Origin of the sequence: Sphingomonas oligophenolica, assembly GCF_039522915.1 — a bacterium.
GTDB lineage: Bacteria > Pseudomonadota > Alphaproteobacteria > Sphingomonadales > Sphingomonadaceae > Sphingomonas > Sphingomonas oligophenolica.
In genome coordinates this window covers 15,334-37,866 of sequence record NZ_BAAAEH010000065.1, presented here as the reverse complement: position 1 = coordinate 37,866, position 22,533 = coordinate 15,334, and the positions used below count along the sequence as shown (strand labels likewise).

18 protein-coding genes are annotated in these 22,533 nt (G+C 65.8%); 8 read left to right on the top strand and 10 right to left on the bottom strand.

Annotated elements, in window-relative coordinates; translation table 11 throughout:
• Positions 1-3: 3 nt before the first annotated feature.
• From ABD050_RS27805 to ABD050_RS27760, 10 genes are all read right to left on the bottom strand, one after another.
• The gene (locus ABD050_RS27805; protein WP_343892837.1) at positions 4-1,167 is read right to left on the bottom strand and encodes an NAD(P)/FAD-dependent oxidoreductase; all 1,164 of its coding nucleotides are present in this window, start codon (positions 1,165-1,167) and stop codon (positions 4-6) included.
• The gene (locus ABD050_RS27800; RefSeq protein WP_343892836.1) at positions 1,164-2,537 is read right to left on the bottom strand and encodes an FAD/NAD(P)-dependent oxidoreductase; all 1,374 of its coding nucleotides are present in this window, start codon (positions 2,535-2,537) and stop codon (positions 1,164-1,166) included. Before ABD050_RS27800 ends, ABD050_RS27805 begins: the two co-directional genes overlap by 4 nt.
• Entirely contained in the window at positions 2,519-2,848 is a 330-nt protein-coding gene (locus ABD050_RS27795) for a (2Fe-2S)-binding protein (protein WP_343892834.1), read from the bottom strand. Before ABD050_RS27795 ends, ABD050_RS27800 begins: the two co-directional genes overlap by 19 nt.
• A complete protein-coding gene (locus ABD050_RS27790) occupies positions 2,830-4,029 on the bottom strand; it encodes an acetyltransferase domain-containing protein (RefSeq protein ID WP_343892833.1) in 1,200 nt (399 codons plus the stop codon). Before ABD050_RS27790 ends, ABD050_RS27795 begins: the two co-directional genes overlap by 19 nt.
• Positions 4,030-4,221: 192 nt before the next feature.
• Positions 4,222-6,033 carry an ABC transporter ATP-binding protein gene (locus ABD050_RS27785; RefSeq protein WP_343892832.1) on the bottom strand — a complete coding sequence of 604 codons (1,812 nt, stop codon included), beginning with the start codon at positions 6,031-6,033 and terminating at the stop codon, positions 4,222-4,224.
• On the bottom strand, positions 6,033-6,869 hold the full coding sequence (locus ABD050_RS27780) for an ABC transporter permease (protein WP_343892830.1): 837 nt from the start codon (positions 6,867-6,869) through the stop codon (positions 6,033-6,035). The genes ABD050_RS27785 and ABD050_RS27780 overlap by 1 nt, the downstream gene beginning before the upstream one ends.
• A complete protein-coding gene (locus ABD050_RS27775; RefSeq protein ID WP_343892829.1) occupies positions 6,866-7,825 on the bottom strand; it encodes an ABC transporter permease in 960 nt (319 codons plus the stop codon). The genes ABD050_RS27780 and ABD050_RS27775 overlap by 4 nt, the downstream gene beginning before the upstream one ends.
• The gene (locus ABD050_RS27770) at positions 7,825-9,372 is read right to left on the bottom strand and encodes an ABC transporter substrate-binding protein (protein WP_343892828.1); all 1,548 of its coding nucleotides are present in this window, start codon (positions 9,370-9,372) and stop codon (positions 7,825-7,827) included. The genes ABD050_RS27775 and ABD050_RS27770 overlap by 1 nt, the downstream gene beginning before the upstream one ends.
• The gene (locus ABD050_RS27765; protein ID WP_343892827.1) at positions 9,369-10,646 is read right to left on the bottom strand and encodes an NAD(P)/FAD-dependent oxidoreductase; all 1,278 of its coding nucleotides are present in this window, start codon (positions 10,644-10,646) and stop codon (positions 9,369-9,371) included. Before ABD050_RS27765 ends, ABD050_RS27770 begins: the two co-directional genes overlap by 4 nt.
• A gap of 139 nt (positions 10,647-10,785) precedes the next feature.
• Positions 10,786-11,883 (bottom strand): NAD(P)/FAD-dependent oxidoreductase, encoded by a 1,098-nt coding sequence (locus ABD050_RS27760; protein ID WP_343892826.1) that lies wholly within the window; start codon positions 11,881-11,883, stop codon positions 10,786-10,788.
• A gap of 208 nt (positions 11,884-12,091) precedes the next feature.
• Between ABD050_RS27760 and ABD050_RS27755 the strand changes: the two genes are divergently transcribed.
• The 8 genes from ABD050_RS27755 to ABD050_RS27720 all read left to right on the top strand — a co-directional run bounded on the left by ABD050_RS27755 (position 12,092) and on the right by ABD050_RS27720 (position 22,438).
• Positions 12,092-12,949: a GNAT family N-acetyltransferase gene (locus ABD050_RS27755; protein WP_343892825.1), complete on the top strand. Its 858-nt coding sequence runs from the start codon at positions 12,092-12,094 to the stop codon at positions 12,947-12,949.
• Positions 12,949-14,442, top strand: a complete 1,494-nt coding sequence (locus tag ABD050_RS27750) for an NAD-dependent succinate-semialdehyde dehydrogenase (RefSeq protein WP_343892824.1) — start codon at positions 12,949-12,951, stop codon at positions 14,440-14,442. Before ABD050_RS27755 ends, ABD050_RS27750 begins: the two co-directional genes overlap by 1 nt.
• Positions 14,439-15,515, top strand: a complete 1,077-nt coding sequence (locus ABD050_RS27745; protein ID WP_343892823.1) for a tartrate dehydrogenase — start codon at positions 14,439-14,441, stop codon at positions 15,513-15,515. Before ABD050_RS27750 ends, ABD050_RS27745 begins: the two co-directional genes overlap by 4 nt.
• 131 nt (positions 15,516-15,646) lie before the next feature.
• Positions 15,647-17,026 (top strand): aminotransferase class III-fold pyridoxal phosphate-dependent enzyme, encoded by a 1,380-nt coding sequence (locus ABD050_RS27740; protein ID WP_343892822.1) that lies wholly within the window; start codon positions 15,647-15,649, stop codon positions 17,024-17,026.
• Positions 17,027-17,065: 39 nt separating this feature from the next.
• Positions 17,066-17,563 (top strand): Lrp/AsnC family transcriptional regulator, encoded by a 498-nt coding sequence (locus ABD050_RS27735; RefSeq protein WP_343892820.1) that lies wholly within the window; start codon positions 17,066-17,068, stop codon positions 17,561-17,563.
• A gap of 28 nt (positions 17,564-17,591) precedes the next feature.
• Positions 17,592-18,758 (top strand): M20 aminoacylase family protein, encoded by a 1,167-nt coding sequence (locus ABD050_RS27730; RefSeq protein WP_343892819.1) that lies wholly within the window; start codon positions 17,592-17,594, stop codon positions 18,756-18,758.
• Between the two features lie 262 nt (positions 18,759-19,020).
• A complete protein-coding gene (locus tag ABD050_RS27725) occupies positions 19,021-21,174 on the top strand; it encodes a TonB-dependent siderophore receptor (RefSeq protein ID WP_343892818.1) in 2,154 nt (717 codons plus the stop codon).
• Between the two features lie 388 nt (positions 21,175-21,562).
• Positions 21,563-22,438: a 2-hydroxyacid dehydrogenase gene (locus ABD050_RS27720; RefSeq protein ID WP_343892817.1), complete on the top strand. Its 876-nt coding sequence runs from the start codon at positions 21,563-21,565 to the stop codon at positions 22,436-22,438.
• Positions 22,439-22,533 lie beyond the last annotated feature (95 nt).

Below are 22,533 nucleotides of genomic sequence, written 5' to 3'. Positions count from 1 at the left end.
GAATCATCGCCTTTTGGATATCTGTGCCGCGCTGGGCCCCCGTGTGACGGCGAAGCGAGAGATCGAATAGGGCGCGATCGGCGTCGTCGTGGCGCCGGTGGCAATCAGTTCCGCCATCACGTCGCCGACGCCCGGACCAATCTGGAATCCGGCCCCGCAGAAGCCGAAGGCGTAATACAGGCCTGGCGTCGTGGCGCTGGGCCCCATCACCGGTATATCGTCCGGGAAATAGCTTTCGACGCCGCTCCAGACGCGGATGATGCTCGCGGCGGCGATACCCGGTATGACACGGCGTAGCTGTTCCATCTGGCCGAGAATATTCTCGGGCAGAACGGCAGCGCGGTTGGTGTCATTGGAGGCAGGGCCGCGCGTGCCGCCGCCGATAACGACGTTGCCGCGCTCGACCTGGCGGAAATAGACGGTCTCGAACACATGCGACGTCGAGACGCCGAAGGACGGCCCCATCCGGTAGGGCAACGGCTCGGTGACCGCCATTTGCGGTCCGTGGATCTGGATCGGGACGGGCTCGCCAAATTGCGCTGACAGCTTTCCGCCCCAGGCGCCCGCCGTCACCAGCAGGACAGGGGCGCGAAAGATCGCTCGATTGCGCACTTCAACGACGAAATCCTCGCTCCCCCTGGCAATGCCGACGACTTCGGCACCTTCCTCGACCTGTGCGCCGGCGCGCATCGCGGCGCGCGCGATGGCGGGGGCCGTCAGGCGCGGGTTCGCGTGACCGCCCTGGGGATCGAAGCACCCCGCGACGAGTTCGCGGCCGAGATAGGGAAAGCGGGCGCGTAGCGCGTTGCCGGACATCATCTCCAGGTCGAGGCCATAGTCCCGCGCATCACGGGCATAGGTTTCGAGCTTCCCGGCCTGCTCATCGGTATAGCAGACGCGCAGATGGCCGCGTTGCACGAATTCGCAATCCTCCCCGATCAGCCCCGGCAGGCGCGTCCAGATGTCGAGTGCCCGGTTCGAAAGCGAAAGCTGATGCAGATAGCGACCCTGTCGGCGCACATTGCCGAAATTGGTGCCGCTCGCCGCCTGTCCGACAAGATCGCGCTCCAGCAGGATGACCGACTTGCCGTGCCGGCGGAGGAAGAAGGCAGCCGATGCTCCCATGATCCCGCCGCCGACGATGATCACATCCGCGGTACCGCTCACGCTTCGGCCTCCACGACGGTCGCCAACGACAGCGGCTTGACGGGCGCCTGCCCGCGCAGCCTGCCGACATCGGCAAGATCGGCGGCGCGCGCAGCGGCGAGTATCTCCGCCGCTGCCGAGCTGCAGTAGCGTCCCTGACACCGGCCCATGCCGACCCGGGAAAGCGCCTTGGCGCGGTTGAGCTCGGGCGCGTTCTTCGCGCCCGCAGCCTCACGAAGCTGCCCTGCCGTCACCGCCTCGCAGCGACAGACGATGATATCGTCCTCGACCTGTCGCGCGAGGTCCGCCGGCCAGGGGAAGGCGGTGGCGAGGCCGCGCCGGAAGCGGTCGAAACGCCTCAGGTCGCGCTTCAGCGTCGCCATCGCCGCCCGGTCGACCGGCCAGCCGAGATCGGCAAGGGCCGCCATCGCCGCGAGCCGCCCCGATGCTTCTGCGGCATCCCCCCCCAGGATGCGCGCGCCGTCACCCGCCGTATAGATGCCTGCTTGCGACGTGCGGCATTCGCCATCAGTCCGCGGCGCCCAATGGCCGGTGGATCGGTCGAACAGAAAGTCGCAGCCGGCAAGATCGGCGAGCTGGGTCTCGGACCGCAGGTGGAAGCCGATGCCCACCGCATCGCACGCAATCCGGCGTTCCGCACCGGACGTGGTGCGGTACAGGACCGCCATGGCCTCGTCCTTTCCTTCGATCGCAAGGGGATGAACCCCGTGCTCGATCGGCACGCCCGCCATGCGGAGCTTCGCCTGAAGGAGAATGCCGCGCGCCATCAGGCCGGGGCGGACGGCGAGGTCGGGGATCGCCCTGATCGACGCAGCCACGGGTGCGGTGTCGAGGATGCCGGCGACCGCGACCCCGGCCTTCAGATATTGAGAAGCCACCAGATAGAGGAGCGGCCCGGTGCCGACAAAGACTGGCCGCGCGCCAATGCTGCAGGCCTGCGCCTTGAGCGCGATCTGGGCTCCGCCAAGGCTGTAGCAGCCGGGCAGGTTCCAGCCCCGGATCGGCAGAAGCCGGTCGGTGGCGCCGGTCGCGAGGATCAGGGCGTCGAACGGCAATGCCGTCGACACGCCCGCACGCGCCACATGCAGCAGCTTGTCGCGCAGGTTCCAGGCAAGGCTGTCGGGCCGATAGTCGACCCGGTCGCGAAGGACGTCGAAGCCGGCGTGGAGCGCCCTCGCCTTGGGCGCGTCCGAACCGTAAAGGACTTCATACGTCCTGGAGAAACCGGCGGGCTGGCGGCGATAGATCTGACCGCCGGCAGCGCCACTCTCATCGATGACAACCGGCCTTAGGCCCGCCGCGACCAACGTCTCGGCGGCGCGAACGCCGGCTGGACCGGCACCGACAATGATCAGGCGGGGATCGGCCACAGTGCCTCCCCGACAGGCTTGGTGACGACCCGAATGCCATCGGCAGCCGGCGTGGTGCAGGCGCGCAGGCGTGCGCCATCGGCCGTCCACATCCAGCAATCCTGGCAGGCTCCCATCAGGCAGAACCCTGCACGCTCGCCGTCGCCGAATTCCGACGAGCGCAGAGTCCGCCCAGTGGCCAGAACGGCAACGAGCAGGCTGTCACCCTCCAGCGCGGCGACCGGCGCGCCATCGACCTCGATCATGATCGGCCGGCGCGCCGTCTCGGCGACGCGACGGAAGCGGCCCGTGCTCACAGATATTTCAGCCACCAGATATCCTTGCGCCTCTTCTTCAGGTTCGAGAACCACCGCGTCGGGAAATAGAGCGGCACGATCAGCGCGGCGTACCACAGCCACACGACGTAGAGATGATCGACGCCGAACACGGCGCCCTTGTTCGGCCCCCAGATGCCGAGAGCGACCAGATAGCAGGCCTTGAGCACATAGAGATGCAACAGATAGAAGAACATCGGGGCGCCGCCGAGGATCGACAGCCAGCGTGAAAGATTGCCGCCCTCCAGCCGCTCGAACTGGCTGAGCGCAACCGCACCCAGACCCAGGGTCGGCAGCAGGAACAAAAGCGACGGCGGGTATTTGGTCAGCGCGAGGAAGCTCATCACGGTCCGCAGCGGCTCGCCCGGCACGACGAACCAGGGCTTGTCGCCATAGATGTTGAGCGCGCGCAGCACGAAGAAGGCGGCGATCATGCCGAAGCCGAGCCGCAGCAATCGGCGCTGCCGCTCCGCCGGAGCGAGGCTCGAAAACCACGGCCCCAGCCCATAGCCCAGCGCGATCACGCCGATCCAGGGGATCACCGGATAGGTGGTCTTTACGGTGATGCCCGCAACCTCGAACACCCCGCGCTGGTGGAGCATCGCCCAAGGCACATAGTAAGCATCACCAGGCGCCAGCACGATGCCGTCGAGCAGGTTGTGGCCGCACACGATGACAAGGCCGACCGTGATCAGCGCCTTGCGCGGCAGATGGAGGAGCGCTGCGAGCGCAATCATGCTGACACCGATGGCCCAGATCACCTGGAGCCATAGGGTCTGCGGCGGGAATTTGGCGGACCAGGCAAAGCCGACAAAGGTCAGCTCGAGGAACATCAGGAACAGGCCCCGGCTGAGCAGGAACTCGGATGTCTCGGCTTTCGTATGCTTGCGGCCATAGAGATAGGCTGAAAGACCGGTCAGCGCGACGAACACCGGCGCGCAGACCGTGCTGGTCAGGCGGGTGAAGAACAGTGCCGGCATGATCGTCCGCGCATCCATCGGATCGCTGACTTGAAGGTGCAGGAACCAGGTTTCGCGCACATGGTCTAGCAGCATGATCACCATGACGAGACCACGCAGCGCGTCGATGCTCATCAGGCGTGTCGTCGACCGCGGAACCGCCCCGTCGGCGGCCCCCGGCGCTATCGCGACCTGATCGTCCCTGGCCAAGCTCGCCATGATGCTGCCCTCCCGTGCCGAACGGACATGCTGCCCGCGTTTCTCGAATGCAGAGTTTAACCGGCTTCCGGACGCAGCTTGGCCCCGTTTTGGAGGCTCGTGAAACCTGATCGTGACGAATCAGGGGTTTCGCCCGGGATAAACTGCCGTTTCAGGTCGACGGCTGGGTATGGCCCAGCGATCAGCTTGCCCTCAGCCCTGAGTCGCGATCAGTTCGTCAATGCTGCGATGACAGGCAATCACCCTGCCCTCATGGACCTGTGGCGGCGGGGCATCGAGGTCGCATTGGCCAGCGCGCGCCAACGCGCAGCGCGAGAAGAAGCGGCATCCGGCGCCAACCGGCCCGGGCACTGCGCGGCCTGCCCCGAACAGGTCGCCGACCTCCTCCAGCCAGCCTTGCTGAAGCTTCGGCACGGAAGCCATGAGCAACCGGGCATAGGGGTGGTGCGGCTTGGACGCGAGGCTCTCGCGATCGGCCATTTCCATCGTCGCGCCGCCATAGAGAATCAGCGTTTCGTCGGCAATCGCGCGAACGGTTCCCAGGTCATGGCTGATGAACATATAGGCAAGGCCGAGTTCGCGGCGAAGCTCGATCAACAGGTCGAGCACCGCCTCCGCCACTACCGGATCGAGCGCCGATGTGACCTCGTCGCAAAGCAGCAGATCGGGCCGTGCAGCAAGTGCGCGGGCGAGGTTGACGCGCTGCTTCTGGCCGCCCGAAAGCTCGCCTGGCAGTCGATCGGCAAGCTGCGCCGGAAGGCGGACCAGATCGAGCAGCCGCGAAACTTCCGCCTTGAGTTCCTTTCCCCGCAGGCCGTGAAAGAAGGTGAGCGGGCGCCCCAGCGTGCGCGCCACCGACGTTGCCGGGTTCAGCGCGGTGTCGGCGTTCTGGAAGACGAGCTGGATGCGCCGTAGTTCCTCGCGCCGTCGATGCGCGATGCCGCCTGCGAGCGGCACGCCCGACAGGATCACCTGTCCCGACGCCGGCGCATGCAGGCCCGCGACGACGCGCGCCAGCGTGCTCTTTCCGCTCCCGGATTCGCCGATGACGCCGAGGACCTGTCCCCGTGCGATGGTCAGGCTGATGTCGCTCAGGATACGCATGCGCGGCTGCCCCTCTCGATCGACGCCACCATAGCCCGCGACAATATTCCGCACCTCGAGCAGCGGCGCATCGCCGGCGCCACGCGCGGCGCGTTGGACTGATACGGCGGAAGCCCGGGGTGCGGCGGCCGCGACCAGTTGGCGGCTATAGGCATGGCCGGGCCTGAACAGGATGTCGCCGGTGCTGCCCATCTCCTGGATCGCGCCGTCGCGCAGCACGACGATCCGGTCGGCGATCTGCGCGACGACCGCGAGATCATGGCTCACATAGACGGCGGTGGTGCCGAGCTCGCGGACGACCTTCTTGAATGCCTTCAGCACTTCGATCTGGGTGGTCACGTCGAGGGCGGTGGTGGGCTCGTCGAAAACCACCAACTGGGGGTCGGTAATCAACGCCATCGCCGCCATCAGGCGCTGAAGCTGGCCGCCGGAGACCTGGTGCGGATAGCGATCGCCTACGCCTTCCGGGTCGGGCAGCGCCAGCGCGCGGAACAGATGCTTCGCCTTGGTTTCGGCGGCAGCGCGACCCATGCAGCCATGAATCAGGGCGGGTTCGATCACCTGGCGCATGATCGGCAGCATCGGATTGAAAGCGGCCGCTGCGCTTTGCGCCACATAGGAGACAGTGCGGCCGCGGATCGCCCGCAGCGCTGGTTCATCCAGCTGATCCAGCCGGTGGCCGGCGACCTCGATCTCACCGCTCGATATCCGGCAACCGCCCCGGGTATAGCCAAGCAGCGCGAGCGCAATCGTGGTCTTGCCGGAGCCGGATTCACCAATCAACGCCAGTACTTCGCCGGGGGCCACGGACAGGCTCACGTCGCTGACGATCGGCACGTCGCGACCGTCCTCAGCGCGCGCGATGACGGTCAGTCCGTCGATGCGGGCGAGCGGGGCCATCACCGCGCTCCTTGCCGGCGGCGGCCGGGCAGCGCATCGATCAGCATGTTCACCCCGATCGTGAGCGAGGCGATCGCGACCGCCGGAAACAGGACAGCGGGCGCTCCGAAGGCAAGGCCCGCGATATTCTCGCGCACCAGCGCGCCAAGGTCGGCATTGGGCGGCTGCAGGCCGAGGCCGAGGAAGCTGAGGCCACTGAGAAGCAGGGCGACATAGACGAAACGCAGCCCGAAATCGGCAGCGAGCGGCCCGGTGACGTTGGGCAGGATCTCGCGCACGACGATATAGGGAAGGCGCTCGCCGCGCGCGCGCGCAACCGTCACGAAATCGAGCATGGCCACGTTGAGCGCCAGCGCCCGCGCCGTTCTGAAGGCTCCGGGCATGTAGATCACCGCCAACGTGCCGATCAGCACCGGCACGGAGGCACCAAGCGAGGTGATGACGACGAGCCCGAACATCAGGCTCGGAATCGCGATCACCGTGTCGAACAGGCGACTGAGCACTGCATCGATCCACCCGCCGCTGGCTGCGGCAAGCCCGAGCAGCACGCCCGTGGCGGCGGCGATCACGGTTGCGATGAAGGATATCGCGACCGTGTAGCGCGCGGCCGAGAGCACGCGGCTCAGCATGTCGCGGCCGAGATAGTCGGTACCCAGCGGAAAGCTGGTGCTGGCGGGACTGAACACGTCGAGATCGACAACTGCGCCGACATCATGCGGCGCCAGCATCGGCCCGATCGCCGCGATCAGAACCCAGAAGGCGACAAGGGCCAGTCCGACGAGCCCGCTGATCGCCAGCCGACGATGTGATGGCTTGGAGCTTTCACTGCCGCTCATCGGTGCCGCAGCCTCGGATTGGATAGGATGGCGACGATGTCGGCTGACGTGACGAGGACGAGATAGAAGGCGCTGAAGATCATCGCCACCGTCTGGACGAGCGGCATGTCGCGGGTCGCGACCGCATCGACCATCAGGCGGGCGACGCCGGGATAGTTGAAGATGATCTCGACGACGATCACGCCGCCGAGCAGTACCGACAGGCTGAGCGCCACTGCATTGGCGATGGCGCCGATCGCGTTGGGCAGCGCATGGCGGAGTACGAGGCGGATCGGCGACACGCCCTTGAGGCGCGCCGCCTCGGCATAGGAGCTGTCGAGCGCGTCGATCACCGCGGCGCGGGTCATGCGCACCATCTGCGCGATCACGACGCAGGCGAGGCTGATCACCGGCATGGCGAACACCCGCGTCAACGCCCAGACCGAATCCACATCCCGCGTCGAGGAAAGTGCCGGCAGCCAGTGCAATGTCACCGCGAACAGCATTACCGCCAGCGTCGCGATCAGGAATTCCGGTACCGACACGATGCCGATCGTGACGAGGCTGACGATCCGGTCGAGCAGCGACCCCCGCTTCACGGCGGCGGCGATGCCGAGGAACAGCGCGACGGGAACCGATACCAGAGCGGTCAGACCCGCGAGCAGCATCGAGCTCGCCAGCCGGGGTCCGATCATCTCTGCGACGGGGAGCCCGGTCACCAGGGACTCGCCCGGGTTGCCGGTCAGCAGCCCGCCAAGCCAGGAAAGGTAGCGGACAGGGGCCGGCTGATCGAGATGCATGGCGATACGGAGGCCGGCGAGCGCCTCGGGCGTGGCGCTCTGCCCCAGGATCGCCTCGGCGGCATCGCCCCCCATCAGAAGCGACAGGCCGAAGACTGCGAGCGAGACAAGCAGCAATGTGCCCACTGCCGAGAAGATGCGCCGCGCGATCAGGCGCCAGAGCTTCCTGCCAGCCATCAGGCGTCGTCCAGCCAGACATGGGCCGCGAAATCGAAGCCCATCATGCCGCCCTGAGGCATTGCTTTCAGCCCCTTCAGTCTCGGGCTGTAGGCATCGAGCGTGCTGATGAAGAGCGGAATGCCGATCCCGGCCTGGTCGTGGACCATCCGTTGCATCTCGCCATAGATGGCGCGGCGTCGCGCCTCGTCCGTGTCGCCGCGCGCTTCCAGCAGCAGCTTGTCGAAACGCGGGTTGAACCAGCCGGATTCGTTCCACGGTGCGGTGGAGGAGAAGAACTGGGTGAAGATGATATCAGCGGTGGGGCGCGGGTTCACATTGCCGAAGCCCACCGGCACCTTCATCCAGCTCTGCGTCCAATAGCCGTCGGCGGGAACGCGCCGGATGTCGAGCGCGATGCCGGCGGCACGGGCCGCGTCCTGCATCAGCACCGCCATGTCGTCCGACTTCATCGCCGCTGTCGAGGTAACGATCGGGATCGTCGCGCCTGCCAGCCCCGCGCGCTTGAAATGGAAGCGAGCCCGTTCCGGGTCGAACGGCCGCTGCGGCAGGTCCGAGGCGAAATACGGGCTGGTCTGCGGTATCGGGTGATCGTTGGCGATGGCGGCATAGCCGCGAAAGATGGCGTTGCGCATCGTCTCGCGATCCATCAACGCCTTCATGCCGGCGACGAAATCCCGACTGCGGCCCGGCACCTGGTCGAGACGCATGACGAGGTCGGTATAGCCGCCCGACCGGGTCTCGAGCACGCCGAACCCCTGCCCCATGATCCGCTTCGCGATACGGGGATTCATCTCGTTGATGAGATCGACATCGCCCGAGAGCAACGCGTTGATCCGGGCGCTGTCGTCGGCGATCGAGAAAAGCTCGACCTCGCCGAGCCGAACCGGCCCGCGCCAATATTCCTCGTTGCGGGCCGCGATCGAACGAACGCCGGGGTTGAATTCGGCGCAACGGAATGGGCCCGTGCCGTTGGCGATCCTGAAATCCGTGGTGCCGGCGCGCACGATCTGGAGCTGGGAGATGCCGAGGATCACCGGCAGGTCCGCATTGGGGCCGGTCAACGTGATCCGGACTGCATCGGAGCCGAATGCCTCGACCGCCGCAATTTGCTCGGCGAAGACCCGGGCCTTGGAACCGAGGGCCGGATCGTGGTGACGCCGGAGCGAGAAGACCACATCGGCCGGGGTGAGCGGCCTACCATCATGGAAATGGACATTGCGGCGGAGCTTGAGCGTCCAGGTCCTGGCGTCCCTGGTGTCGATCGCCTCGGCAAGTGCAGGCACCGCCCGCTGATGCTCGTCGAGCCTCGTCAGGCCATCATAGAACATGTTGCCGCGGCAATAGTCCATGACCACCGCTTGCTTGGCCGGGTCGAGCGTGTCGGCGGTCGAACTCGCGGCGGTCGCGACCCGTAGCCGCCCGCCCTTCACCGGCGGCCGCGCCTTGGGGAAGCTGCAGGCGCCCGTCACCCCCGCCAGCGCGGCCGTCGTCGCCAGGCGCAGGAAATCCCGCCGGTCGGGACCAGAGGCCGGCTCGCGGCTCAATGCCGCCAGTCCTGGTAGCGATAATAGGCACCGACGATGGGCAGGAACCAGGGCGGCCCGACATGACCGGGGATGGCAGGCCAGTCGAGCCCGGCCAAGGGATTTGCTGACGCGTCGCCGCCCATCACGCGGGCCATGCGTTCACCCATCAGCACCGACATCTGGGTGCCGTGGCCGCTGAAGCCGGCGGCGAAATACAGGCCGTTACGCTCGCCCGCCCGCGGCAGCCGGTCCATGGTCATGTCGACGATACCGCCCCAGGTATAATCGATCGGCGTATCGCGCAGCGCCGGAAAGACGCGCTCCAGACCGGCGCGCAGGATTTCCCCGCTCTTGAGATCGCTGCTCGGGCTCGACAGCGCGAAGCGAGCGCGGCCGCCGAAGATGAGCCGATCGTCAGCGGTGAGGCGGAAGAAATTGCCGACATTGCGCGTGGTCGTGCAGTTGCGGCGGCCCGGCATCGCCCGCGCCGCCGCTTCGCGCCCGAGCGGCGCCGTGGCGATGATAAAGCTGCCGATCGGAACTATCCGGCGGCGCAGCCAGCCGAAGGGTCCGCGCATCGACGCGCCGGTGGCGAGCAATAGCTGATCAGCCTCGATCACGCCGCGCGCGCAGGTGATCCGGTACCGGCCGCCGAGGCGATCGAGCGCCGTGACGCCGGCCTGCTCAAAAAGCCGTGCACCGTGACGGGCGGCGGCGGCGGCGAGACCGGCAGCGAAGCGCCCCATGTGAAGCGAGGCGCTGCGCGGAAAGACGATACCGCCGTAAAAGGCATCCGATCCGATCTCCGAGGCCAGCTCAGCCCGCGAGAGGAGGCGAAGATCCGGCTCCACCTCGCGCGCCAGCACTTCAGCGGCGCGCGCCAGCTTGGCGCCATGTTCCGGCTTGTCCGCCAGCTTGAGCTTGCCGTTGCGGACGAAATCGCAGGCAATGCCTTCCTCGGCGACGATCGCCTCGACCCGATCCACCGCCTCGTCAAAGGCACGATAAAGGGCTGATGCGCGCTCCATGCCGAGCCGGGCCGCCAGCGCGCCGAGATCGCCCGCCAGCCCGTTGTTGCACTGGCCACCATTGCGCCCCGAGGCTTCGCACGCAATCTGCCCTGCCTCCAGCAGCACGACATTGGCCCCCGCCATCGCCAGCGCGCGCGCGGCGGCCAGTCCGGTGAATCCGCCGCCGATGACGACGCAGTCGGCGCGCGCCGGCAACGGATCGGCGGCCCCACCGGCGAAGCGGGGGGCGGTCTCCAGCCAATAGGATTCGAGCGTCGTCAAGAAATTCGCTGCCCCGGCAAAACCGATATCGGGATGTTGTCGGCCCGCCGGTCGGCATTGTCCCCCTCGAAGCGGCTTCGGGCAAGGCGCGTCGTGCCAATCTCGCGCGGCAAACGGCAGGGATTGCCGTCCCAACCGCTCACCGGCCCGCGGCCCAGTTCTTCAGGTCGGTAGCGCTGAGCCGTCCCTCGACGGAGGCGATCAGCTTTTCGCCCATCAGCGGGCCGAACTTGAACATCTGACCATCGCAATTGCCAACGGCGATGGTCCGCCCCTCGGTTTCGACATGGAATTCACGGGTCGCGTCCATGGTATAATAGCCGATCTGAAGGCGCAGCGGCCGGTACTGGTCGATATCGTGCACGAAGCGGCCAAAGCCTGCGAGGATATCCTTCTCCTCGCCCGGCTTGCCCGCCCAGCCCTCCTCGTCCGGCCGGCCCGGGCGACGGTGCGCGCCATAGCCGAATTTGAGCTGCGTGCCCTCGACCCCGGGAAGTGTGTAGCCGCCATTGTCCCCGAACGCGACGAGCGCGGGTCCCTCGTTCCAGGCCCCGGCATAAGTCGCGGGCGGTTCGACATAGCATAATGCCTGTCGGATCACGGGAAGACCGGCAAAGGACGGCCACAACCCGCCGCACCAGGCGCCGGTCGAGACGATCATTGAGTCGCCACGGATATGGGTGCCGTCGGCAAGAGTCGCCGCGGCCGTGCCCGGATCGATCGCGACCACCTCGGCTTCCGGCATCATCGTGACACCCAGGGTTTCGACCAGGCGCGCCAGATCCCTGACGATGCGATCGGCGAACAGCGGGCCGCCGGGCCCGGCCATGACCCCGAAGGACTGCGGCAGGAGCTTGTATTGGGGGCAGAGCTTCGCGGTCTCGGCGCGATCGAGCACCCGGTGCGGCAGCCCGACCTCACGGAACGCAGCGAGCGTGCGGTGGACATAGTCCCCTTCCGTCTCGGCGATGGCGATGGCGCCGGTGTCGACGAAATGAGTCGCGCCGATTTCCACCCAGAGCCGGTCCCACGCGGCGAAGGCTTCGGTTACCATGCGGGTGTATCCGGCCGCCGCGCCATAATGATAGCGGATCATCCGGTGCGAATCCCAGGAGGCCTGATGCGGATTCGGGATCGGGCCGCGCTCGATCAGCACCACCTCATGGCCACCCCTGGCCGCCGCGCGCGCTGCCGAGAGGCCGACCACACCTGCGCCGATGACGATGACCCGTGCCAACTCCGCCCATTCCTTGCCGCGTGGAAACCTGTCTCGAGAAGCTAGAGCATAAATATCGGCAGGAAGTTGCGGATCGTGCCGGCTTTCCGATGGAATACCATGCCGAGGTGGCGGTCCGCAGCAGCGAATGCTTGGCGCCAGCGTCTAGAGCATTGTCATGACGAACAAGGACAGCATGATCGTGCAAGCACCTGAAGGAGATTCTCGGATGGCCAGTCTGCCGGACAACCGGCTTCAGCTGCGGCCCATGTCGGACCACGACGTGGCCGCGGTGCATGCTCTATCCAAAGCCGAGCAATGGCCGCATCGCAGCGAGGATCTCTCGAGCATGCTGGCGCTTGGCTCCGGACTGGTCGCCGAGATGGGCGGAAAGATCGTCGCGACCACCATGTGGTGGCCCTGCGGCGAGGACATGACGTCGCTCGGCATCGTCATCGTCGCGCGTACCCATCGCGGCGCCGGGCTGGGGCGCATCATCATGGAGGCGGCGCTGGAGCGGATCGGCGACCGCAGCGTGATCCTCAACGCAACCGAGGACGGCCTGCCGCTCTATCGCAAGCTGGGCTTTAACGGCATCTCCGAGATCCTCCAGCATCAGGGCGCATCCTTCTCGGCGCCGCTGGTGCCGCTCGAGGCAGGTGAACGCATCAGGCCGCTCGGCGCGAGCGACGACGAACGAGTCGATGCGCTGGTCGAGGCGGCGACCGGCCTGCATCGCCCCGAAGCGATCGCAGCCCTGCTGGTGAAGGGGCACGGCCTGGTGCTCGATCGCGAGGGCGAGCTCACCGGGTTTGCGCTGTTCAGGCGATTCGGGCGCGGTTATGTGATCGGCCCGGTCGTGGCGCCGGACCTCGAGCGGGCCAAGGCGCTCATCGCCCAATGGCTCGGCATGCGCAGCGGCGAGTTCACCCGCCTTGATATCGTCGGCGGCACCAAGCTCGGTGAATGGCTGGAGAATCTCGGCATCATCCGCGTCGGCCGCGTCGTCACGATGGTGCGCGGGCGCGCACCGGTTCCGACCGGAAACCTGCGCTCCTTTGCGATCGCCAGCCAGGCGCTGTGCTGATGCCCCGCATCCCGGAGATCGAGGACTCGGCGCTCTTCGTCGAATCCGTGCTGATCGGCGGTCGCTGGCAAGCGGCTGCCTCCGGTGCCACGCTGGATGTCGCCGATCCGGCGACCGGCCTCGTTATCGGCACCGTGCCGAGTTGCGATGCCGCGGATGCTGGGGCCGCCATCGACGCAGCTTCCGCCGCGCTGGCGGGCTGGAAACGGCGCACCGCGGACGAGCGGGCGACCATCCTCGAACGCTGGCACGATCTCATGCTCGCCGCCGCCCCTGATCTTGCGCGGATCATGACCGCCGAGCAGGGTAAGCCGCTCGCCGAGGCGGAAGGCGAGATTCGCTATGCCGCCTCGTTCGTAAAATGGTTCGCGGCCGAAGGACGGCGCGTTTCGGGCCACGATATTCCTGCGCCGACGCCGGACCGCCGTATCCTGGTGACCAAGGAGCCGGTCGGGGTCTGTGCGATCATCACGCCCTGGAACTTCCCCGCCGCGATGATCACCCGCAAGATCGCGCCCGCGCTCGCGGCAGGCTGTACGGTGGTGGTGAAGCCTTCCGAACTCACCCCTTTTTCAGCCTTGGCGCTTGTCGCCCTTGCCGAACGCGCGGGCGTGCCGGCGGGCGTGGTCAATATCATCACCGGCCTCCCGGAAGGCGTCGGAGGCGTGCTGACCGCCAGCCCCGCGGTCCGCAAATTGTCCTTCACCGGCTCAACCCGTGTCGGCGCGCTGCTGATGCGCCAATCCTCGGACACGCTGAAGCGGCTCAGCCTGGAGCTCGGCGGCAACGCACCTTTCATCGTGTTCGACGATGCCGATATCGAGCTGGCGGTGGCCGGCGCAATGATCAGCAAGTTCCGCAATGCCGGGCAGACCTGCGTCTGCGCCAATCGCATCCTGGTCCAGGACGGCATCCATGATCGCTTCGTCACTCGACTCGGTGAGGCTGTTCGTGCGCTGAAGGTCGGGGACGGCCGATGGAACGGCACCACGATCGGTCCGTTGATCAACGAGGCCGCGACCGCCAAGGTCGCTGCCCATGTCGACGATGCGTTGGCCAGAGGGGCGACGATCGTCGCCACTCCGGCCGACGCGGCACGGGGCGCATGCTTCTCCTCCCCGGTGCTCCTGACCGGCGCCACGCCCGATATGCGGCTCGCCAGCGAGGAAACCTTCGGCCCGGTCGCGCCCGTCTTCCGCTTTCGCGACGAAGAGGAAGCGGTGATGCTCGCCAACGCCACACCGTTCGGGCTGGCGAGCTATTTCTATACTGACGACCTCCACCGTGCCTGGCGGGTCGGCGAGGCGCTTGAGTTCGGCATGGTTGCCCTCAATACCGGGGCGATCGCCATGGAGATGGCCCCGTTCGGCGGGATCAAGGCGTCCGGGCTCGGGCGCGAGGGCGGCCGCGAGGGCATCGAGGAATATCTGGAGCTCAAGGCGTTCCACTGGGGCGGCCTCAAGCTCAACAATCGTGAGAGAGAGCAGGCATGACGGGCAAGCGCCACTATCGCATCGCCGTCATCCCCGGCGACGGCATCGGCAACGAGGTAATGCCCGAGGGCATCCGTGCGCTCGAGGCGGCCGCGAAAGCGGGCGGCTTCACGGTTGAGCAGCAATGGCACGACTTTGCCTGCTGCGACTATTATGCCCGCCACGGCATGATGATGCCGGAGGACTGGAAGGCCCGGATCGGTGACGTCGACGCGATTTTCTTCGGCGCGGTCGGCTGGCCTGACACCGTGCCGGATCACGTCTCCCTATGGGGTTCGCTGATCCAGTTCCGTCGCGAATATGATCAATATGTGAATCTGCGCCCGGTCCGGTTGATGCCGGGGGTCCCCTGCCCGCTTGCCGGCCGCAAGCCGGGCGACATCGATTTCATGGTCGTGCGCGAGAATACCGAGGGTGAATATTCGGCGATCGGGGGCATCGCCTTCCCGGGCACATCCCGGGAGATCGTCATGCAGGAGACGGTGATGACCCGTCACGGCACCGACCGGATCCTGCGCTACGCGTTCGATCTCGCGCAGCAGCGGCCGAAGCGGCACCTCACTTCAGCCACCAAGTCGAACGGCATCGCCATCACCATGCCGTGGTGGGACGGGCGGGTCGAGGAGATGGCAAAGGCCTATCCGGACGTCCGCACCGATAAATATCATATCGACATCCTCGCTGCACAGTTCGTGATGAACCCCGACCGGTTCGATGTGGTCGTCGCGTCCAACCTGTTCGGCGACATCCTGTCGGATCTGGGGCCGGCCTGCACGGGCACGATCGGCATCGCACCCTGCGGCAACATCAATCCCGACCGCTCGGTGCCCTCGCTGTTCGAACCGGTCCATGGTTCGGCCCCCGACATCGCCGGCCAGGGAATCGCCAATCCCGTTGGCCAGATCTGGTCGGCCGCGATGATGCTGGAGCATCTGGGCGAAGGTGAGGCCGCTGCCGCGATCGTGCGCGGAATCGAGAAGGTGCTGGTCGACGCCGCCGGCCGGACCCGGGATCTGGCCGGCTCGGCCTCGACCGCCGAGTGCGGCAAGGCGATCGCCGACACGATCGGCTGACCCGGAAGCTCTCGGCAGATTATGCCGTGCTCCTCGCGACTACGGCAGAGGTGGCTGTCGCCGACGGGTCGATCGGCCTCTGCCGTTGGTGGCGACCGCTATGATGGGTCCAACAATTTCAAGGCGGGCCCATGCAGTCGAACTCCCTTATCGAAAGCGATCGCAACCATCTCATCCATCCGGTGAGCGCCTATCGGGCGCATGAAAAACGCGGCGCGACCATCCTCACGCGCGGTGACGGCATGTACCTCACCGACAGTGAAGGGCACCGTTTGCTGGACGCCTTTGCCGGCCTGTGGTGCGTCAATATCGGCTATGGCCAGGAGAGCGTGGTGGCCGCAGCCGCCGAGCAGATGCGCCAGCTACCCTATGCGACCGGCTATTTCTCCTTTGCCAGCGAGCCCACGATCCGGCTCGCCGAGCGGCTGGCGGAACTGTCGCCGCCCGGCCTGAACAGGGTCTATTTCACGCTTGGCGGGTCGGATGCGGTGGATTCGGCGATCCGCTTCATCACCCATTATTTCAACGCCACCGGACGGCCGACCAAGAAGCACATGATCGCGCTCGACAAGGGCTATCACGGCTCTTCGAGCAATGGCGCCGGAATCACGGGCCTCCCGGCCTTCCACCGCCAGTTCGACCTGCCGCGTTTCTGGCAGCACCATATTCCGGCGCCCTATCCCTATCGCAGCCCGGTCGGCGACGATCCGCGGGCGGTGATCGATCTTTCGGTCGCCCAGCTCCGCGCCAAGGTGGAGGAAATCGGGGCCGAGAATGTCGCTGCCTTTTTCGCTGAACCGGTGCAGGGATCGGCCGGCGTGATCGTGCCGCCGCGCGGCTGGCTGAAAGCGATCCGGGAGACATGCCGGGAGCTCGATATCCTCTTCGTCGTCGACGAGGTCATCACCGGCTTCGGGCGTACCGGGCCGCTGTTCGCGTGCGAGACCGAAGGTGTTTCGCCCGACCTGATGACGATCGCGAAGGGCCTGACCGCCGGCTACGCACCGATGGGCGCGGTGCTGATGAGCGAGGATGTCTATGCCGGGATCGCCGATGGCCCCGACAATCACTTGCCGATCGGCCACGGCTTCACCTATTCGGGCCACCCGGTCAGCGCCGCGGTCGCGCTCGAAGTACTGAGCCTGTATCTTCAGGGCGGCATCCTCGCCAATGGCCAGGCGCGCGCGCCGCAGCTGCTCGCCGGCCTGCAGGCACTCGGCGATCATCCGCTGGTCGGCGATATCCGCGCTGCGGGCATGCTGGCGGGGCTCGAACTGGTCCGCGACAAGGCAGGCAAGACCCGTTTCGATCCGGCGACTCAGATTTCGGATCGCCTGACGACCGCCGGTTACCGCAACGGCATCATCTTCCGCGCCTTCGCGGACGGCACCATCGGGCTCGCGCCCGCGCTCAGCTGTACCGAGGCGGAGATGGATATCCTCCTGACTCGGCTGCGCCAGACGCTTGACGAGGTCGTCGATCAGCCTGAGGTGCGGCAGGTCCTTGCTTAATGCCTTGCACATAGGAACGATGCAGCAGAAGATTCTGTCATGACCCTTGGTCCGAAACTCGACCGGCTGGATTTCAAGATCCTCGCGCAGCTTCAGCGCAACGGCCGGATCACGAATGTCGACCTGGCCGATGCCGTCGGCCTGTCGCCCAGCCCATGCCTCTCTCGGGTGAAGCGGCTGGAAAAGGCCGGCTATATCACCGGCTATGGCGCGCATATCGAACTGGCGAAACTCGGGTCGACGCTCACCGTTTTCACGCAGGTCACGCTGAAGGACCATCGCACTCAGGACTTCTCGAAGTTCGAGCAGCGCGCGCGCAACGTCGACGAGATCATCGAATGCCATCTCGTCAGCGGCGGCTATGATTATCTGCTGAAGTTCATGACCCGCGATGTCGCGCATTATCAAGGCGTCATCGAGGAAATCCTCGAAGGCGGCTTCGGCATCGAGAAATATTTCAGCTTCATCGTGATCAAATCGCCGATCATCAAACGCTACGATCCGATCGAGACATTGTTCGAGGACAAGCTCCACTGAGCTGTCGCCAGGAAACAAGGGAATAGCCATGCGCCTCGACCTCGCGCCGATCGAAGCGCTGGTGCCCGACCTCGCGGCCTTCCGGCGTGACATTCACGCCCATCCCGAACTGGGTTTTCGGGAGCACCGCACCGCAGGCCTGATCGCGGACGAGCTGAGGCGAATCGGGCTCGATGTGACCACCGGAATCGGGGGCACCGGGGTGGTGGGCGTTCTCAAAAAGGGCATGTCGGATCGTTCGCTCGGATTGCGCGCCGACATGGACGCGCTGCCGTTCGAGGAAGAGACGGGGCTGCCCTATGCCAGTCGGTACAAAGGCGCCTTTCACGGCTGCGGCCATGACGGTCATGTTGCCATGCTGCTTGGCGCGGCGCGGCACCTCGCTGCGGAAGGCGGCTTTTCCGGCACGATCAACTTCATTTTCCAGCCGGCCGAGGAAGGACAGGGCGGCGCGCGCGAGATGATCCGCGACGGCCTGTTCGATCGCTTCCCCTGCGAGCGGGTCTTCGCCCTGCATAACTGGCCTGATTTACCCGCCGGCAGTATCCGCACACGCGCCGGGCCGATCATGGCCTCGGCAGACAGGTTCGAGATTTGCATCACCGGCAAGGGCGGGCACGCAGCGCTGCCCCACCAGACGCCTGATGCGATCCTCGCCGCCAGCGACCTCGTGCTGCAGTTGAACTCGATCGTATCGCGCCGGGTTCCGGCGACAGAGGCCGCCGTGCTCTCGGTCACCCAGATCGCGGGCGGCCACGCCCATAACGTCATCCCGGCGACCGTCAGGCTGATGGGAACCGTCCGCACGTTCAATCCGCTGGTCCAGGACCGGATCGAAGCGTCGATCCGGACGATGGCGCAAGGCGTCTCGCTCTCGACGGAAACTGAGATTTCGGTCGACTATGATCGCTACTATCCGGCGACGATCAACGACGCCGCGTCCGCCGCGGCGGCACTCGCGGCGGCCGCGACCGTTTGCGAGGATGTCGCCATCGCACCGGATCCCGCCTTCACGTCGGAGGATTTCTCCTTCATGCTCCAGGCTCGGCCTGGTGCCTATATCTGGCTCGGACAGGGCGCGCCGGATAAATCGGCACCGCTTCACCATCCGCGCTACGACTTCAACGATGATGTCATCAGCCTCGGGATAGGATGCTTCGTCGCGCTGGCCCGGCAGGAATTGCCGGCATTCTGACGAAACGCCGGAATCCCCGATCCGGCATTTAATGCGTCCGGTAGCCGCTTTTTCAACCGGCTAGGCAAGCGTGGCGTGTCAGTTCGCAATAAAATTCCATTTCCCGCGCTCATACTGACGCTGCCGGAACGGTTCTTTAGAGGAAGCGGCAAGATCGACACCCGGATTGCAGCGGGCGCCGAACAAATGCTGCAAATCGACGACCGCGGAGGACGGCCAAGCATTCACCTAAAGGGGGATTACATAAATGCCTTTCTCCATCATGAAAACACGAACCAGCCTGCTCTGCACCGCCGCTCTGGCCGTGTGCGCCGCCGCCCCCGCCTTTGCCCAGACGGACCCCGCTCCTGCCCCCGCGGCGTCCGACGAAAGCGGCGACGTCAGGGTCGTCGCGCAGCGGCAGCAATATGTCGGCACCGTACCCGCCAAGGACGTCCCGCAGAACATCGTGACGCTGAGCGGTGCGACGCTTGAGGCCGCCGGAATCACCCGCTTGTCGGATGCGCTGGATCTCGTCAGCGGCGTCGCACGGCAAAACAGCTATGGCGGGCTGTGGGATGGCTTTGCGGTTCGCGGCTTTGCCGGCGACATCAACGTGCCGAGCGGCTTCCTCGTCAACGGCTTCAACTATGGCCGCGGCTTTGGCGGCCCGCGCGACGTCTCCGGCGTGGAACGGATGGACGTGCTGAAGGGCCCGACCTCCGCTCTGTTCGGCCGCGGCGAGCCGGGTGGCACCATCAATATCATCACCAAGAAGCCGCAGTTCGATCCCGCGGGCAGTGTGATGTTCCAGGGCGGTAGCTACAATAATTTCCGCGCGGAAGCCGACTATACCACGCCGCTCACGGGCGGGCTGGCGGTCCGCCTCAATGGCGCGTTCGAGGATGCGGACAGTTTCCGCGATACGGTCCACACCAGGAAATATACCGTCTCGCCGTCCGCTCTATGGAACATCGCAGACCATACGAGCCTCTCCTATCAATTCTCCTATACCCATCAGGAAATCCCGTTCGACCGCGGTGTCGTTGCGTTCGGCGGCAAGCTCGGAATCGTTCCTGTGTCACGCTTTCTCGGTGAGCCGGGCGACGGGCCGACCAAGACCAATGATTATGGCCATCAGTTGCAATTTCAGCATGATTTCAGCGATAAATGGGGCATCCTGCTCGGTGCCGGCTACCGCACGACCGACCTGGAAGGCTTTGGCGAGACGCCGGAACTCGTCGCGTCGCGCCAGCCTTTCTTCACCGATGGACGGACGCTCGCCCGGCAGCGCCGCTACACCAAGTACAATACCAAGGATCTTGTCCTGCGCGGTGAGATCAACGGCGAGTTCGATACTTTCGGCCTCACCCATCATGTCCTGATCGGCGCGGACTATGACGAATTCAAGTTCAACAACTATCAAACGCGATATCGCCCGCCCGCACTCTCGTCGAATCCGACTTTCGCCCAGCAGAATGCGATCGACATCTATAATCCTGTCTATGCGACCGCCGCCGCGCTGCCGGTGCCGAACAGCCTCGTCTTCAACCAGTATGAGGTCGACAAGACCTGGGGTGTCTATCTTCAGGACCAGATCGACGTCACCGAGCAGATCAAGATCCGCCTCGGCGGCCGCTACGACAATTTCACCCAGTCCATCCTGAATCGGGTGAGTGGCGCAACGACCCCTCAGCACCCCGATGCGTTCAGCCCGCAAGTCGGCATCGTGTACGAGCCGACAAAAACGCTCTCGGTCTATTTCAGCTATGGCAAGGGCTTCCGCGCCAATACCGGTGTCGATTTCGGCGGAACGCCCTTTGCCCCGGAGAAGACCGAATCCTACGAGGTCGGCGCCAAATATGTTACGCCCGACCACCGGGTCACCGCATCCGTCGCCTTGTTCAAGATGAAGAAGGACAACATCATCACTGCCGATCCCGTGCATTCAGGCTATGTGATCGCGATCGGCACGGCGGAGAGCAAGGGTGTCGAGTTCGACCTCACTGCCAAGCTGCCCTATGATTTCCGCCTGATGGGCAATTTCGCCTATGTCGACGCCTATTCGACTTCGTCAGTGCTCGATCCCGATTTCGGAAAGGTCGTGGCCATCGGCGACCCGCTGATCAACATCCCCGCCTATAGCGGGAACGTCATTCTATTCAAAGACTTCTCCATCGTGGGCAAGGCTTCCAGCCTCGGCGTCGGGGTCAATTATGTAGACAAAAGGCTCGGCGAGACCGGTACGAAATTCACCCTGCCTTCCTACGCGCTGGTCCGCATACTCGCCTCGACCCACCTCACGGACCGTCTCGAGCTGAGCGGCGAGGTGAACAACCTGTTCGACAAGACCTGGTACGCGAACAGCTATGCGGCCTTGTGGGTCCAACCCGGCGCGCCGCGGACATTCACGGCGCGCTTGCGCTACAAATTCTGATCGACGGGGCGCCGTCCTCCTCCGGGAGGGCGGCACCCTTTTCCCGGGCTGCGTTTTGCGGCGTATCGCGAGTGCCCGGCCTGGCGCGATCCTCGTTCAAGGCGGAACGATCTTCAGGAAACCCTGTGCCGCGCCGGCGGAGCGGGCCGCGGGCGCGAGTGAAATCCGCCGCGCCGCCGGTGCGTTGCGATCGCCGATTGCGCCATCGGCATTTCCTGCGGCGCACCGGCCGGCCACCCCGTCGGACCGGCCCTCATGGCACGAACAGGACATGAGTCCGCACTCCTGTCCCTTGCCGAAGGACTCGAAGATCTCATCAAGCACCCCGTCGGAAGCTGAGACGCTCCTTCATATCGGCGATGAGGTCCGGGGCAGGCTATGGGCCGACATGCTTCCCGCGCTCGTGCCGGGTCTCAGGGTCAGGCAATGGCCGGACCTGGGCGATCCGCGCGAGATCCGCTATCTCGCCGCCTGGACCATCCCGCCGGGCCTGATGACAGACCTGCCCGATCTCGGCTTCGCCCTGTCGATCGGGGCCGGTGTCGACCAGCTCGACATCGGGGCTATTCCGGTGGCGGTGCCGCTACTGCGCATGGCCGAGAACGCGATCGCCGACGGCATGATCGAATATGTCACCATGGCGGTTCTGATGCTCCACCGCGATATGCCGCATTATCTTGCGGAACAGGCAGCCGCGCACTGGAGTCCGCGCCGACGCATCGCCGCCGCCGAGCGGCGCATCGGGGTGATGGGAACGGGCATGCTCGGCAGTGCTGTGCTGGAACGCCTTGCCTGCTTCGGTTTCGCCCTGTCCGGCTGGAGCCGATCCCCCAAGGACATGCCAGGCGTGCGTTGCCACGCCGGCACGGAAGAGCTGCCCGCTTTCCTGGCCGAGCTCGATATCCTGATTTGCCTGCTGCCGCTCACGCCGGAAACGCGCGACATTCTCGCCGGGCCCGTCTTCCGGCAATTGCCGCGCGGCGCCGCGGTCATCAATGCAGGTCGCGGAGGCCACCTGGTAGCGGCCGACCTGCTCGCCGCACTCGACAGCGAGCATCTCTCGGCCGCCATTCTCGACGTTACCGATCCCGAGCCTTTGCCGGCGGATCATCCCTTCTGGTGCCATCCGCGCGTCCTGCTCACGCCGCATGTGGCGAGCAGCACGGATCCGGCGACAGCGGCACATTTCGTCGCTGACGCGATCCTCCGGCATCGCGAGGGGAAGTCGCTGCCGGGCCTCGTCGATCGGGCGGCGGGCTATTGAACCGATGCCGACAGCGACAATATGCTCGCCCGATTGAGCGCTCCCCGACCGGGAATGAACTTGCTCTCCCGCCGCGAAGGACCTTTCCCGAGGGG

Bases quoted from the DNA above. Each gene is read 5' to 3' on its own strand.
- ABD050_RS27790 (WP_343892833.1), bottom strand. From the start codon at position 4,029: ATGGCGAGCTTGGCCAGGGACGATCAGGTCGCGATAGCGCCGGGGGCC.
- ABD050_RS27785 (WP_343892832.1), bottom strand. From the start codon at position 6,033: ATGGCCCCGCTCGCCCGCATCGACGGACTGACCGTCATCGCGCGCGCT.
- ABD050_RS27780 (WP_343892830.1), bottom strand. From the start codon at position 6,869: ATGAGCGGCAGTGAAAGCTCCAAGCCATCACATCGTCGGCTGGCGATC.
- ABD050_RS27775 (WP_343892829.1), bottom strand. From the start codon at position 7,825: ATGGCTGGCAGGAAGCTCTGGCGCCTGATCGCGCGGCGCATCTTCTCG.
- ABD050_RS27755 (WP_343892825.1), top strand. From the start codon at position 12,092: ATGGCCAGTCTGCCGGACAACCGGCTTCAGCTGCGGCCCATGTCGGAC.
- ABD050_RS27750 (WP_343892824.1), top strand. From the start codon at position 12,949: ATGCCCCGCATCCCGGAGATCGAGGACTCGGCGCTCTTCGTCGAATCC.
- ABD050_RS27745 (WP_343892823.1), top strand. From the start codon at position 14,439: ATGACGGGCAAGCGCCACTATCGCATCGCCGTCATCCCCGGCGACGGC.
- ABD050_RS27740 (WP_343892822.1), top strand. From the start codon at position 15,647: ATGCAGTCGAACTCCCTTATCGAAAGCGATCGCAACCATCTCATCCAT.
- ABD050_RS27735 (WP_343892820.1), top strand. From the start codon at position 17,066: ATGACCCTTGGTCCGAAACTCGACCGGCTGGATTTCAAGATCCTCGCG.
- ABD050_RS27730 (WP_343892819.1), top strand. From the start codon at position 17,592: ATGCGCCTCGACCTCGCGCCGATCGAAGCGCTGGTGCCCGACCTCGCG.
- ABD050_RS27725 (WP_343892818.1), top strand. From the start codon at position 19,021: ATGAAAACACGAACCAGCCTGCTCTGCACCGCCGCTCTGGCCGTGTGC.
- ABD050_RS27720 (WP_343892817.1), top strand. From the start codon at position 21,563: ATGCTTCCCGCGCTCGTGCCGGGTCTCAGGGTCAGGCAATGGCCGGAC.